Genomic DNA, 14,741 nt, shown 5'->3' with positions numbered 1-14,741 from the left:
CTTTCCGGCTGCCAAAAGCGACCGGGACTATCACACAGCATCTACAGGAGCAGGTGATGAAAACACTGACATTTGCCAACGGCGATACCATGCCGCAACTGGGACTGGGTACCTGGAAATCCCGGCCCGGCGAGGTCTACGAGGCCGTGAAGGCAGCCATCGAGATGGGTTACCGGCATATCGACTGCGCCCATATATACGGCAACGAGGATGAAATCGGCCAGGCGCTGCAGGAGGTGTTCGCAGCCGGTACGGTACAGCGCGAGGACCTGTGGATTACCTCCAAGCTGTGGAACAGCGACCATGCCCCGGAGGATGTGCAGCCGGCCCTGGAAACCACCCTGAACAACCTGAAGCTGGATTATCTGGACCTGTACCTGATGCACTGGCCGGTGGCCCTGAAGAAGGGCGTGCCCTTTCCCCAGTCCGGCGATGACATGGTGTCTTTGAATGATCTGCCCGTGGCAACGACCTGGGCCGCCATGGAAGCACTGGTGGATAACAACCTGACCCGGCAGATCGGCGTCTCCAACTTCAGCGTCAAAAAACTGCAAGACCTGATCGGCAAGGCACGGTTGAAACCGGCCATGAACCAGATCGAACTGCATCCCTATCTGCAGCAGAAAGAGATGCTGCGCTTCTGCCAGCAACAGGGCGTTCACCTGACCGCCTATTCCCCGCTGGGCTCCTCCGACCGCCCGGACGGCCTCAAGGCCGAGGATGAACCGGTGCTGCTGGAAGACCCGATCCTCCATGACATCGCCGACAACCACAACGCCAGCCCGGCACAGGTACTGATCGCCTGGGCCCTGCAACGGGGCACGGCGGTGATCCCGAAATCGGTGAATCCGCAACGGCTGCAACAGAATCTGGCCGCCGCCGACCTGCGGCTCAGCGAGGACGACATGCAGGCCATCGCCGAGCTGGACCGTCACCGCCGCTACGTGGACGGCGGCTTCTGGGCCCAGCCGGGCAGCGATTACACCCTGGAAGGCCTCTGGGACGAATAACCGGCCAACGCCAATCCAAACCGTAGGGTGCCACTGAGCCTGAGGCGAACTGCACCGCAACCGCCGTGGTCATGGTGCAGTTCGCCTCAGGCTCAGTGGCACCCTACGCAAACGTCGCCCCTCCTCATTTCTTCACGCCCTTTGGCCCGGGAAGACATGGTCACCAGCGGCCGGGAACGGCCATCCTTGGGTTTTCATTTTCATCAGGATGACCCATGGATTTTCTGCGCACTCCGGATTCCCGTTTCGAGCGACTGCTGGACTACCCTTTCGAGCCCCACTATGCAGACGTGGGCGGCCTGCGGATGCATTATCTGGACGAAGGCCCGGCCGATGCCAAGCCGGTGCTGATGATGCATGGCGAGCCGTCCTGGTCGTACCTGTACCGGCACATGATTCCGATCTGCGCCGCCGCCGGGCATCGGGTGCTGGCCCCGGACCTGATCGGCTTCGGCAAGTCCGACAAGCCCACCGACATCAACGCCTACAGCTACCAGAGCCATATGGACTGGATGCAATCCTGGCTGGAGCAGCTGGACCTGACCGATATCACCCTGGTCTGCCAGGACTGGGGATCGCTGCTGGGCCTGCGCCTGGCGGCGGAGAATCCGGAGCGCTTTCGGGCCATTGTGGTCGGCAACGGCATGCTGCCCACCGGCGACCAGAAAGTGCCGAAAGCCTTTCAACTGTGGAAGAACTTCGCGCTCTACAGCCCGGTGTTTCCCATCGCCCGGATCATCGGCAGCGGCACCTTCAAAAAGCTGGGGCCGGATGAGCGCCGCGCCTACGATGCGCCCTTCCCGAACAAGAAGTACAAGGCCGGCGCCAGGGCGTTCCCCAAGCTGGTACCGGTCACCCCGGACGACCCGGCCAGCGATGCCAACCGCAAGGCCTGGAAAGTGCTGGAGCAATGGGACAAACCCTTCCTGACCACCTTCAGCAATGGCGACCCGATCACCCGGGGCGGCGACAAGTACATGCAGGAACGCATTCCCGGCGCAAAAGGTCACCCCCACCAGACTCTGGTAGGCGGGCACTTTCTACAGGAAGATTCGCCGGTGCAGTTTGCCCGCGCCGTGAATGAGCTGATTGCCTCGATGGAATCCTAGGCACCCGGGCGGCTGGCCATAGAGAGCGCAGGAGTTTGTGAGCCATGCGCTCTCTTTGTCGGGATAAAATCGCCCCGGAAGCGCCCCCGCAAACCGGAGATCCTAGGCTTCCAGCCTGTCACCAACAGCCAGGGTGCGAGTCCGGATGTCATAAAAAGCGCTCAGGGGGACCGGCCTGGAAAACACATAACCCTGAATACGATCACAGCCCAGATCCATCAACGCCTTGACGGTATCATTGTCTTCCGGCCCCTCCGCAACAACCGTCATATTCAGCTCATGGGCCAGGGCAATCACCGCTCGCACTATGGCGTAGTGGGCATCTTCTTCCAGCATGTCACTGACGAAACTGCGATCAATCTTTATTTCACTGACCGCAAACTGTCGCAAATACGACATGGAAGAAAAGCCAACGCCGAAATCATCAATACTGCACTCCACGCCCAGCTCTGCCAGACGGGCAACCACTTCGCTGACTTTTTCCGGATCACTGATGACACTGGTTTCTGTCATTTCAAGGCGCAAATCTTCTGGCCGCCCCTGATACTTTTCCAGTGCCTGTAGCACGACACGATACAAGTCGGTTCCCAGCAGGTCGACAGCTGAAACATTCACACTCAGACAGGTAGGCAAGCCATCATGGCGAAGCCCTGCAGCAATACGGACAGCTTCATGCAAGACATACTCTGTCAGCCTGGATATCAGCCCGGCGCGCTCCAGCAAGGGAACAAAGTAAGCCGGTGACAACTCCCCCAGGGAAGGGTGATTCCAACGCACCAGCACCTCGGCGCCGACCACCGTACCACTACTCAAATCAACCTGAGGCTGCAGACAAACACTCAAGCCTTCACCCTGCATTCGCCGAAAATCGCGAATCACGAACAAGGCCTGCGGGTCCGGGTCCATTCCCGGGTGGTAGTGCATCCAGTAACGTCGTCGGCTGGCGCCAACTGCCATTGCCGTTTCCGCCTGCCTCAATACTTCTGTTACATCACACTGGATGCCTTCCAGACGTGCCACCCCCACGCCAAAACGGGGCTCCATATCCATACCACCCACCGACAAGGGCGACACATCAATCAGATCCTCAATGCTCGACACGGTACCTTCTGCCAACACCGCAAAAACGCCGCGCCCAAAGTGCCCGACGGCGAGAAAATTCTGCTTCTGAAATCGTTGCCCGACTGCCGCCAACATTCCCTCACCGATCTGAAATCCCAATGCACAGATAATTTCATTCAAGTCGGTCAATTTAAGAACCAGCAGGACACAGGATTTTTTCTGTTGGACTTTATCACGGGAGATAGTCTGTAGCTGGCTGAAAAATCCGGCGCGGGTAGCCAACCCGGTCAGGCGGTCATGGCTGGCCCAATGGCGCAACTCACTTTCCGCTTTTTTCTGTGAATCCAGGGCCTCTTCAAGATCACGTGTGCGGCGCTGAACAAGGTTGCGCATTTGCCATGAATAGCCATAGCCCAATAGCGCGAGTAACAGCACCCCTGCCAGGCCCAACAACAACCATTTGTAACGCCACCATCCTGCTTTTTCGGACCACTCGATCTGGCTACGCCATCGTTCGAAAATATCGTAATAACGACCACTGGATATCACCAGACCCAGTTCATTCTGAAGCCATTCATGCAAACCAGGGCGTTCTGCAGAGACCGCAAACACATAGGGCCTCGGCCATATCGGTGGCCCCAGGGGCTGCAGGTCCATTTTTTTCAGGGCAATAGCCCGGTTGGCCAACTGCTGCGGGACCACGGCAAATTCTGCCTCACCGTTTATCACGGCACGCAGTGCGGCTTCGAAATCCTCACGTAATACCGGAATTACAGCGATGTGATTTTCTGACAATGCCTCTTCGGCATATCCTTTTTTTTCCAGCGCCACACGCTTGCCGGAAAGCGACGCCACATCGCTAACCCCGGGGCTGCCACGGAGACCATAGATACCATGCGTGAGAAAATAGAAGGGAGTTGTGAAAAGGAATTTTTCACTTCGCTTTTTTGACGCGAACATTGCCACCACATCAACCTCGCCGGACTCCAGTTGATCAATGGCTGCCGCCCAATCCATCAAACGGTGCTCAGATTGCCTGCCTTGTCGTTCGACCAAGGATTTCTCGAGCTCGAAAATCATCCCCCTGTTCTTCCCGCTCTCATCAACCCACTGGAGCGGAGGATAATTATCATCACCGGCAAAAATAATGGTTTCCGGAACAGTGCTTTTGGCACAGGCCACAGAAGCGACGAACAACACAGCGCAACCGCACACCCACCCCCATCTTTTCCTTTCATTTTTATAATTCATTGGCATCCCTCGCCAACTTTCATTATGTGAACAAGTTCTGGCAGCCTGCTATTCAGTAAATCCCTGCTCCTGCCTCCTGTAACCGCTGCTCTGTTTGGCCATACCAGAATTCAACTCTGTTTCTACCCTTTTCCTTGGCATGGTACAAAGCCTTGTCTGCCTGACAGAATATCTGCTCTTCGCTGAGAACCTCATCCCCCCGAACACAAGCAACACCAAAGCTCGCGGTAACGGATATCGACACATCGGAAAGTGCAATGCGCTGCGCCTCTATCCCTTTACGACATCGCTCCACTACCAGGGCTGCGCCATTCAGATCCGTTTCCGGCATCAGCAGCATGAACTCTTCACCACCAATACGTCCGACACGATCAGTTTCACGCAGAGACCCCTTCAATATCTCGGCCACGCGTTCCAGCACCCGATCCCCGGCACCATGGCCATAGCGGTCATTGATCTGTTTGAAATGGTCCAGATCCATAACGCATACCGATACAGAGCCGCCACTTCGCCGACTACGTGCCAGCTCATAGCTGAACTGATCGAACAGGGCTCGTCGGTTCGACAGGCCGGTCAGCGGATCGGTAACGGCCAGGTTCCGAATTTGATTTTCACGGATCTGCCAACGGCGCAGCAGTACATAAGTGAAACCAAACACCATGGCCAGAAAAGGGACGGAAAAGGCAATCATGCTGTTGACCCAGTAAACAGACACCAGATCCTTGGTCACCGGGTCCGCCTTGAGCAGCGGCGCATATTGCAGCTTGCCCTGCACGATTAGCGCATAGATCGCCAGCACCATGACGGTGTGCAATACCAGGCTGCAGGTGACCCGCTTGAAATCGAAAAGAATAAATCCAGTGAGCGGTGACCCCACCAGCACCAGACCCATGATCGGGTTATACAGGCCCATCACATAGCCGACCCCAAGAAAGGAAAAACCAAAGAAGTGAATGCACACATTGGGGTACGCCTGCGAATGACGCTTGTGCTTGTGCAGGGCAAGGCCCCAGCAGGTCAACAACAGCCAACCGATCACGTTAAAGAGGAAAATATCGTGGGCCAGCGCAGCGCCTTCCAAAGAAAGGAACTGCTCGCCAAAACCGGTGTAGCGCAGCGTGAACAATAACCAGCCGAGAAAACCGAGCATCAACAGGCCGGTGAGCACTGACAGCAACAGGCTCTTGTCCCGATCACTCCAGTCGAGCAGATCGGTGATGGGAAGCGGATTGCGATCAACCGCTGACATGGCATGAGTTCTCATTCATACCGGAATTATGTCACAGGGCCTGCCGCATTGGCTGAAATTTGATCTACGCTGGTGCCCCGCCAGCCGCCAGTGGTCGGAAAGGCTACGCGCCCTCTTCATGGCGTTGCTGCACACCGGGACGCAAGCCCCAGATCACCAGCAGCAGCGCCAGCACCATGGCCAGGGACAGGCTCATCAACAACAGGCTGACCAATTGCTCCTTCCAGGGTGCCGCCGTAAAGCCCGCCGCCGCCAGCGGCATCATGGTTCCGGTGCCCCAGATGGCAGCAAGCAGCGTTGCCAGCCAGTTGGCATAGGTGCCATAGAGCGCCAGCCACCCGGTCAGCCAGGCGGCCCTGGAGGACAACACCAGACGCCCCCAGCAAAGCCCCAGGGCAACCAATAACAAGCCGTTGGTAATGCCCTGCATGTGGCTGGCCAGTCCCATACGCGGATTGACCAGCAGCGGCAGGGTAAAGCCGGTCAACAACCCCAGTAACAGCAAGAGGAAACCGGCAAACAACAACCGCCGCGATACGTTCTCCTTCATGACGGACACTCCTGTAACTCACCGCGCCCTGACAGCAGCGGCCCGCTGCTTGATAACGGTGCCAATAACCACTCAACCATGGGGGGCCACAACACGCTAGCACTTTCCCGGAACACCCCGACGTGCCCCAGGCTCGCAACGCCGGCGTCCGCCGGGGTCAATACACGCAGCTCCTTGCCAGCCACCGGATAAAATCCCATCAAGGCCCGGACCGCCGCCAGCGGCGCCAGACCAGTATCGTCGCTGATGACATAGAACCGCATGGGCAAACGCAGACGGGCAAAGTGGTCACGCATGGGCGCCCCATCGGGCTCGCAAAGGTAGCAGGGCGAACGGCACCAGCGAGCCCATTCTTTGCTGATCCCGGCGGGCAAGGGGTTGCCGCCCAGCATCCAACCCGGCAGCTCACCGACCAGGCGGGTCATGGCCGGCATCAGCAGGTGCCAGTCCAGCCAGCGCCGCCAACGCCAGGCCCCCGACCAGTGCCACCAGTAGCCGCTCTGGGAAGCAATCAGCAGAGCCGCCTTAACTTGCACCGAGCGACGAGCCAGGCCGAAGATCTGCCCCCCAACAGAATGGCCCACAAACAACAGCGGCAAATCGGGAAAGCGCTGCGCGGCATAAGCCAACACCGCATCCAGATCCTGCCGGCCCCAGTCCGCCATGCGTAACCGCTCCGCCGCCACGGCGCTATGCTTGCCGCGGTAATCAAAGGTGATGACATGCAACCCTTGCCCTGCCAGAAAGTCCGCAAAATGGCGATAGAACTGGCGGGGAATACCGGTGCCACCGGCCATGACCACCACGGCCCGGGGCGAGCGAGCACGGAAGCCGCTGGCTTGCACAGCCACGCCGTCCTCAGTGGTCAGGGTAAAACTGTCGCTGAGACTCATAACCTTGCTCCACAACACAGAGGTTTGAAAGCAAGCCTAGAGCGGGACCGACAACGGGAAAATTGAGGATTACGCAGGGGGTGATGAGAAAAACTCATCAGTGCGAATCTGGTAGCCCTGAAACAACTCGCGCAGCCAGGGAATCAGGGCCTGTACCGCCGGCTGGTAACGCAGCCCGTCGCGCACTTCCAGGGACAGCTGCCCCAGAGACACGGCCCGCTCGGCAAACGGTATCACCAGCTCACCGCGCTCCAGCCAGGGCACCACCACCGGCAGGAATCCCAGGCAGATACCGCCCCGTGATGCGGCCACCAGCAGGCCACGATAGCTGTTCAGGGTGGTGGTGTGGTTCGCCGGCAGTTGCCAGCCTTGCTCGTTCAGCCAGAATTGCCACAGATCCATGTAGCCGCTCATGTTGTAGACCGGGAAGGTGGCAAAGGCTTTTTCCGGATCATCCCGGACCGCCCTGGCAATCTCCGGCGCGCACAGGGGTGTGCAGCGCGTGGCCACCAGCGGGATGGCATTGTCGTGGACATCAAGGCCGAACCGGATGGCCACATCCACCTCGCCCGCTTCCACATTCATGGGGCGAGCATCGCCCAGCACGTCCACCCGCAACCCGGGCCACTGGCGTTGAAAGGCTGCCAGCTCAGGGGCAATCACATCGGTGGCGATATAGGGAATGGCACTGAGCCGCAGGGCAAGGGGCTGATCATGACTGAGCAGGGAACGGGTAGCCTGGCGCAGTTGCTGCAACGCCGGCGCGACCTGCTCATGGTATTGCTGCCCTTCCGGGGTAAAGCTCACCTGGCGGGCGCCACGCACAAACAGCGGCAATCCCAGGAACTCTTCCAGGTCGCGAATCTGGTGACTCACCGCCGAGGCAGAGATATGCAGCTCTTCGGCAGCGGCCCGAAAACGCATGTGTCGGCCCACGGCGTCAAAGGTACGCAACAGATTCAGGGAGGGTAGATCAGCCACACTCAGCGCTCCGTTTCGGATTCATTGATTGTGTCAGAGAATCGCCACCGGGAGACAATCATCTCGTGACATTACGAAAAGCACTGGCGCTCATTGGAACCTGACAATCAAGGACGGCGATAGCGCATCAGCAAGGCGGGACCATCCGGAGTCTTGACCACCTGACGGGCAATAAAACCAGCATTGCGAAAACAGTGGATGGCACGCAGGTTATCGGGAGCCGGATCGGCGATCACTTCCGAGACCAAAGGGTCTTCAAAAAGCCAATCCACAAAAGCCGTCACCGCCGCGCTGCCGAGCCCGTGATCCAGATGACTCTCTCTGGCAAGAAACACATCCACCCCACGCACACCGGAATCATCAATCTCCAGCCACCAGCCTTCATGGTGATGCTCGATGGGCGCATAGCGCTGAATAAACCCCAGCGGCTCTTCATCCAGGCGTATAAAAAAAAACATGGGGCCCCCGAAGCAGCGCTGGGCCGGATGATAATCGCGAACCACCTCTTCAAGACTGCGCTGCGGCCCCCACCAGCGGCTGACATGCCCACGGCCCAGCCAGTCATGCAGCAGCGGCAGGTCCGCTTCGGTGAGCGGCGCAAAGGTGATCCTGTCCGTTGCCACTGAGACTTTCATAATGTTTTTATTGCCTTCCCTGTGTCACACAGCCCTGTACGCATCATGCGATCTATTTTGCAAAAGCGTACCCCGCATCCTTTTTAACATCTGCAGGCTGTTTATCGTTTTTCATATTAATCAGTTTTGGCCGTATCGTCTCCAATCTCAGAGGTTTGCGCCTTTGACACTTTTTGCCGGCGCTGATCGGCAATATAAGCGCCGATAAAGAACAGTACAGAAACAACCAGGAAGGGTCCGACACTCCCAGGCCAGTTCCAGTAATTCAGCCCGACATACGCGCCCATCAGCAAGGAGACTGCCACCACGGCAAAACCATTATCGGTTCGTGTCACCCGGACTAACACCCATCCGGCCAATAGGGCACCGATGCCCCAGGCGGGAAAATCGATGAGCCAGAAATCATTCGTTACTTTGTCCAGATAACCGGCCATCCAGTCGGCCTTTTCCTTCGGCGGGATACCATCCATGCCAAAATACAGGTTGTAACCGAGCGTTCCAGCCATGGTAAGCAGAGAAATAATCGACGCCATAAAAGACATCGTTAACCATCCAGCCAGAATCCCCAGAGCCCATCTCATCCTTGCATCCTGTCCTTTATTTTTTTGGTATAGAGACTTTACATCAACCTGAGTTGAGGTTTTATGCTTGCCTCTCCTTTTTCCGACAAGGACCCATACCATGGCGCTGGATATTGATGCCTACCTGCAGCGAATCGGCTATCAGGGAGAAAAGCTGCCCACCCTGAGCACCCTCCAGGCCCTGCAACACTTGCATCTGCAGACCATCACCTTCGAGAACCTGAACCCTTTGCTGGGGCTCCCGGTACCACTGGATCGCCATGCCCTGATGGACAAGCTGGTCCACCAGCGACGTGGCGGATACTGTTTCGAGAATAACCTGCTGTTTCTGGAGGTGCTTACCATGCTGGGCTTCCAGGCACGCGGTATCACCGGGCGGGTCTACTGGAACCAGCCCGACGATGCCTGGCCGGCACGCTCGCATATGCTGCTGCTGGTGACGATTGATGGTGAGGACTATCTCAGCGATGTGGGTTTCGGCGGCATGACACCCACCGCACCCCTGAATCTCCACACCCGTCATCCACAAAGCACACCGCTGGAGCCGTTCCGGGTGGATGCGCATCAGGATCATTACAGCCTGTGGGTACAGCTGGGAGACCAGTGGCGGCTGCTTTATCGCTTCGACCTGATGCAACAGGGCGCTGTGGATTTCGAAATGGCCAACTGGTACGTGGCCTGCCACCCGCAATCCAAATTCGTGAACAACCTGATTGCCGTGCGCACCGACAAGGACCGCCGCCACACTCTGCTGAACGATCTCTATACGGTTCGCTTTCCGGATGGCAGCAGCGAAAAACACACGCTCGCATCCCTGGCAGAATTATGGGAATTACTGGAAGGGATATTTGCCATCAATATGGCGGGGGTTGAGAGAAGCAGCCTGGAGAAAGCGCTTAAAGAGAAATCGCTATTTCGGCAGTGAAAACCGTTTTAAAAACTTCGCCTTGTGAACAAGGCTCCAACGACATAACCCACCGCTGTTGGAGCCTTGCTCGCAAGGCGAATCGCTATTCGTAACTCAGGTGCGTGGCCTTGCCCCGGAACACCCGGTAAATAAAGATCGTGTAGCCCAGAATCATGGGCAAGGCGATGATGGCTCCCCAGAAGGTAAACAGCAGAGACTCCGTGGCCGACGCGGCTTCCCAGATTGAAATCTGGCCCAGCACGATATCCGGGAACAGGCTGTAGGCAAGCCCGATACTGGCGAGCACACACAGCACCATTAACGCCACAAAGGCCAACCAGCCATAGCCGTTGTGCAGAATCTGCTTGCTGTTGAACACCCAGATCAACCCGGCATAGGCCAGTGCGGTCGCGATGGGGATAGGCATCAGACCGATAGCGTTGGGCAGGGTAAACCATTTGTCGGCAATGGTGCTGCTCACCAGCGGCGTGGCAATGGAAATGAGCAGCAGAAACCCGCCCATGGGCAATACCGCCATGCGCCCCCAGCGCACCGCCTTGTTGAACAACTCGCCTTCGGTCTTGATCAGTAACCAGGCGGCGCCGAGCATGATGTACAGGGCTGGCAGGGCAAGTGCGATCAGTGCGGCAAACAGGGTGCTGGTGGCATCGCCGGTGAGGCCGGTGACAAAGGCACCCAACATCCAGCCCTGACACAGGGACGCCGCCAGGGAACCAAAGGCAAACAGACGATTCCATTTCGCCTTGTGCTTGTCCCCGGCCTTCACCCTGAAGTCGAACGCCACCCCGCGCAGGATCAGCCCCATCAGCATCAGGGTCACCGGCAGGTACAGGGAGGTGAGCACGATGGAGTGTGCCTGGGGAAAGGCGATCAACAGGATACCCACGCCCAGCACGATCCAGGTTTCATTGGCATCCCAGAACGGCCCGATGGCCGCCACCATCACATCCTTTTCGTCATCGTTGGCGAAGGGCAACAGGATGCCGATTCCCAGATCGTACCCGTCGAGAATCACATAGATCAGCAGCGCCAGTCCCATGGCACCGGCAAAGAACAACGGAAGCCAGTATCCCAGATCCATCATGCTTCTCCTTCGGCAGTTTCCGCATCGTTCATGGCCCGTTGCTGGGGTGTCAGCGTCAGGGACCGTGCCGGCTTGGTGGCCATGTAGCGCAAGGTGGCGATATAGGACACCAGCAGGAACAGGTACAACAACACATAGCCGAACAGGGTGCCGGCAACAGTGGCACTACTGTGGTCTGCCACCACATCGGCGGTCCGTAGCAGCCCATCCACCACCCAGGGCTGGCGCCCGATTTCGGTGACATACCAGCCCGCCAGCACCGCAATCCAGCCGGAGAAGGTCATCACCGACAGGGCACGCAACAGCCAGGTCTGTGTCTCACGATTTTCATCCCGGTTGCGGAACAATCGCCAGGCAGACCACCAGCCTGTCAGCACCATCAGCATGCCAATGCCGACCATCACCCGGAACGCCCAAAACACCGGTGCCACCGGCGGGCTTTCCCCTTCGAACTCGTTGAGCCCGAGCACTTCACCCTCCCACTCGTGGGTAAGGATCAGACTGGCCAGGTTGGGTACCTTGATGGCCATGTGCGTGGTTTTTTCTTCCTCGTCGGGAAAACCGAACAGGGTCAGTGGGGCGCCTTTTTCCGTTTCCCAGACGCCTTCCATGGCCGCAATCTTGGCCGGCTGATGCTCCAGGGTGTTGAGTCCGTGCAGGTCACCGATGAATACCTGCAGCGGTGCCAGTACTGCAGCCATCAGCGCACCAGTGCGCATCACCTTCCAGGTGGCCGGGCCATCCACACCGCGCATGGCTCGCCAGGCGCTGATGCCCATGATCAGGAAGGCCGCAGTCAGCAGGGACGCGGTGAACATATGGGCGAAACGATAGGGGAAGGACGGGTTGAAGATCACCTCCCACCAGCTTTCCACGAAGAACACGCCGTCCTCGATGCGATATCCCGTCGGGGTCTGCATCCAGGAGTTGAGACTGAGAATCCAGAACGCGGAGAACGAGGTCCCCACCGCTACCAGGGCGGTAGCGATCAGGTGGGTGCGGTTGGAGACCCGGTCCTTGCCGAACAGCATGATGCCCAGGAAAGAGGCTTCCAGGAAAAAGGCGGTAAGTACTTCATAGCCCAGCAAGGGACCGGCGATATTGCCGGCGCGCTCCATGAAACCGGGCCAGTTGGTGCCGAACTGGAAGCTCATGGTGATCCCGGATACCACCCCCAGTGCAAAACTCAGGGCAAAGATCTTTACCCAGAAGAAGTAGGCATATTCCCAGGCCTTGTCTCCGGAAAAGGTATAACGCAGACGAAAATAGAACAGCACCCAGCACAGGCCGATGGTGATGGTGGGAAACAGGATATGAAAACTGATATTGGCGGCAAACTGCAGCCGGGCCAGCAGGAACGGATCGAACTCCACGGGCGCAACCTCCACATGTCAGGCCTGCGAACAGGATTCATGATTTTCACTAGGCTAGCACATAGAAATTGCGACGGTGTGTGACAAATTGCCCCAGGTCAACAACTGGCAAAATGACGGTCGGCGCTATGGTTTTCAGCCACTCTTACAAGAAGCCAACAAACGCTTAAATTCCGCAGTATTTGCCTGGAAGGAAAATATCACCGAAAACCGGCAACTTGATGGAGAAACCCCCAACAAGCCTGAACCTCATGCTCTCCTTTTTGCATACATCAAGGCCATCACCCTACCGGGACAAGCGTGCTATTGTGATTATTGAAGGATGTCCAAGCCGCCAGGAGGGCCAGGCCATGTTGAAGTTCATCACCGTTTTTTTACAGGAAGAAAGTGGCGCCACGGTTGTTGAGTACGCCATTCTGGCATCACTGATTGGCATCGTAGCCATTGCCACCATCCTGCTTGCCGGTGGCGAAGTCAGGAACCTCTTTGAGGGCGCGCAGACCTCCATCAGCGACGCGACTGGCTGACGCTGACCGGGCTCGCCACCAGCCGCGTTACCGCACAGCAATTGAACGCATCGGCAAAGCTGGGTAGCTTATTGTCTGTAATCCCTGCATCGTTTTGCGCGATGCCGACAATAACCTGACCTGCAGCGAGCCATGGCCCTGACTTCCGCGGACGTCCGCAACGCCGAACCTCTCAAGAAAGACTACAAACTCCGGGACGACAAGGGGCTTTACCTGCTGGTAGAGGCCAATGGCAACCGTACCTGGAAATTCAGCTACCGGTTCGACGGCCGCAGCAAGGTCATCACCCTGGGCCCCTGCCCGGAAGTCACCCTGGCCTTTGCCCGCCAGCTGCGCGACGAGGCCCGGGAGCTGATCGCCGACGGCACCGACCCGATCACCCGCTGCGAAAAGCGGGAAGTCTTCAGCCCCTCGGTAGAAACCTTCGAGGCGGTGGCGCGGGACTGGCTGGAACGGGTCTACCGGTTTGAAGTCTCTGAAGAGCAGTTCCGCCGCACCAAGCGGCAGATGGAAAACTACCTGATCTCCAGCATCGGCAAGCGAGTAGTCAGCGAGGTGACTCCGGAAGATCTGAAATCCCTGGCTGCCGCCCTGGGTGCCGAAGGCCATCTGGACAAGGGCAAGCGGGTACTGGGCATCGCCAAACGGGTCTACACCCATGCCCGCGACACCGGCGTGGCGGGCTACCAGCAGACCGGCGCCCTGCGCCGTCGCCTCACCGGCTCCGGTACCGAGCCGGAGTTCCTGCTCAGCACCCGCGAGCAACTCTTTAATCTGGCCAGCGGTGTACTCGGCCAGTGGAGTCGTACCACGACTACGGCAGCGCTCAAACTCACCGTCTGGTTGCTGGCCAGGCCCAGCGAGATCGTCAACGCTCGCTGGTCCGATATGGATCTGGATGCCGGTGAATGGCGAATCCGCCGCAAGAGCACTGACAGCCCTGACGGCAAGATCATTACCGTGCCCCTGCCCCGCCAGGCAGTGGAACTGCTACGGGAAATAGAACCCCTTACCGGTCGCCAGGAATATATTTTCCCCGGCACCCGTGACCGCAAGAAGCACCTGGGCGCCAGCACCCTCACCGGCGCTCTGAAGAAAGTCACCCGCACTACACCGGTGTCCACCGACAACCTGCGCACCCTGGCCGCCACGGCGCTTGGCGAACTGGGCTACCAGGCGGAACAGATCCAGTCACAACTGCTCAGCCAGACCGGCGACGAGCAGACCGACCGCCAGGCCTATCTGGAAAAACGCCGGGAAATGCTGCAGGCCTGGGCGGACTATCTGGACAATACGGTGATTGGCAAGGTCACTCGCCGGTAAAGACAACCTCGCAACATCACGCGACTGGGCCGCCACCATGGAACAGCACCTGACTCATGAGACCCTGATCCAGACGGTGCTCTCCCTGTCGGAAGACAATGTCCGCCAGGGCCTGGGTGGGCCCTTTGCGGCACTGGTGGTCAAGGATGGCGTCATCATCGGCCAGGGCTGCAACCGGGTAACCG

The 14,741-nt window shown here is 58.2% G+C and carries 14 protein-coding genes; 5 read left to right on the top strand and 9 right to left on the bottom strand.

Annotated elements, in window-relative coordinates; all coding sequences use genetic code 11:
- Positions 1-56: 56 nt before the first annotated feature.
- A complete protein-coding gene (locus HUJ17_RS04770) occupies positions 57-1,010 on the top strand; it encodes an aldo/keto reductase (RefSeq protein WP_290509602.1) in 954 nt (317 codons plus the stop codon).
- Between the two features lie 215 nt (positions 1,011-1,225).
- Entirely contained in the window at positions 1,226-2,119 is an 894-nt protein-coding gene (locus tag HUJ17_RS04765) for a haloalkane dehalogenase (protein ID WP_290509601.1), read from the top strand.
- A gap of 102 nt (positions 2,120-2,221) precedes the next feature.
- Here HUJ17_RS04765 and HUJ17_RS04760 read toward each other — a convergent pair whose 3' ends face one another.
- From HUJ17_RS04760 to HUJ17_RS04730, 7 genes are all read right to left on the bottom strand, one after another.
- Positions 2,222-4,432: an EAL domain-containing protein gene (locus HUJ17_RS04760; protein WP_290509600.1), complete on the bottom strand. Its 2,211-nt coding sequence runs from the start codon at positions 4,430-4,432 to the stop codon at positions 2,222-2,224.
- Between the two features lie 52 nt (positions 4,433-4,484).
- Entirely contained in the window at positions 4,485-5,681 is a 1,197-nt protein-coding gene (locus tag HUJ17_RS04755) for a GGDEF domain-containing protein (protein WP_290509599.1), read from the bottom strand.
- A gap of 103 nt (positions 5,682-5,784) precedes the next feature.
- The gene (locus HUJ17_RS04750; RefSeq protein WP_290509598.1) at positions 5,785-6,231 is read right to left on the bottom strand and encodes a hypothetical protein; all 447 of its coding nucleotides are present in this window, start codon (positions 6,229-6,231) and stop codon (positions 5,785-5,787) included.
- On the bottom strand, positions 6,228-7,124 hold the full coding sequence (locus tag HUJ17_RS04745; protein ID WP_290509597.1) for an alpha/beta hydrolase: 897 nt from the start codon (positions 7,122-7,124) through the stop codon (positions 6,228-6,230). Before HUJ17_RS04745 ends, HUJ17_RS04750 begins: the two co-directional genes overlap by 4 nt.
- Before the next feature lie 69 nt (positions 7,125-7,193).
- Positions 7,194-8,105 carry a LysR family transcriptional regulator gene (locus tag HUJ17_RS04740; RefSeq protein WP_290509596.1) on the bottom strand — a complete coding sequence of 304 codons (912 nt, stop codon included), beginning with the start codon at positions 8,103-8,105 and terminating at the stop codon, positions 7,194-7,196.
- A 107-nt stretch (positions 8,106-8,212) separates the two neighbouring features.
- The gene (locus HUJ17_RS04735) at positions 8,213-8,728 is read right to left on the bottom strand and encodes a GNAT family N-acetyltransferase (protein WP_290509595.1); all 516 of its coding nucleotides are present in this window, start codon (positions 8,726-8,728) and stop codon (positions 8,213-8,215) included.
- Between the two features lie 128 nt (positions 8,729-8,856).
- Positions 8,857-9,321 (bottom strand): hypothetical protein, encoded by a 465-nt coding sequence (locus HUJ17_RS04730; RefSeq protein WP_290509594.1) that lies wholly within the window; start codon positions 9,319-9,321, stop codon positions 8,857-8,859.
- A gap of 100 nt (positions 9,322-9,421) precedes the next feature.
- Between HUJ17_RS04730 and HUJ17_RS04725 the strand changes: the two genes are divergently transcribed.
- Positions 9,422-10,246 carry an arylamine N-acetyltransferase gene (locus HUJ17_RS04725; protein ID WP_290509593.1) on the top strand — a complete coding sequence of 275 codons (825 nt, stop codon included), beginning with the start codon at positions 9,422-9,424 and terminating at the stop codon, positions 10,244-10,246.
- An 85-nt stretch (positions 10,247-10,331) separates the two neighbouring features.
- Here the strand turns inward: HUJ17_RS04725 and HUJ17_RS04720 are convergent, their stop codons facing one another.
- Both HUJ17_RS04720 and HUJ17_RS04715 read right to left on the bottom strand, forming a co-directional pair.
- Positions 10,332-11,333, bottom strand: coding sequence for a cytochrome d ubiquinol oxidase subunit II (locus HUJ17_RS04720; RefSeq protein WP_290509592.1), 1,002 nt, complete (start codon positions 11,331-11,333; stop codon positions 10,332-10,334).
- Entirely contained in the window at positions 11,330-12,706 is a 1,377-nt protein-coding gene (locus tag HUJ17_RS04715) for a cytochrome ubiquinol oxidase subunit I (protein WP_290509591.1), read from the bottom strand. Before HUJ17_RS04715 ends, HUJ17_RS04720 begins: the two co-directional genes overlap by 4 nt.
- A 350-nt stretch (positions 12,707-13,056) precedes the next feature.
- On the opposite strand from HUJ17_RS04715, the gene HUJ17_RS04710 reads away from it, so the two are divergent.
- Positions 13,057-13,233 (top strand): Flp family type IVb pilin, encoded by a 177-nt coding sequence (locus tag HUJ17_RS04710; protein ID WP_290509590.1) that lies wholly within the window; start codon positions 13,057-13,059, stop codon positions 13,231-13,233.
- 132 nt (positions 13,234-13,365) lie between these two features.
- Positions 13,366-14,556: an integrase arm-type DNA-binding domain-containing protein gene (locus HUJ17_RS04705; RefSeq protein WP_290509589.1), complete on the top strand. Its 1,191-nt coding sequence runs from the start codon at positions 13,366-13,368 to the stop codon at positions 14,554-14,556.
- The last annotated feature ends 185 nt before the right edge of the window (positions 14,557-14,741 follow it).

The organism is Alcanivorax sp. (assembly GCF_014762765.1).
GTDB lineage: Bacteria > Pseudomonadota > Gammaproteobacteria > Pseudomonadales > Alcanivoracaceae > Alcanivorax.
Note: the sequence above shows the minus strand (reverse complement) of the source record. Positions and strands in the feature narration are given on the sequence as shown.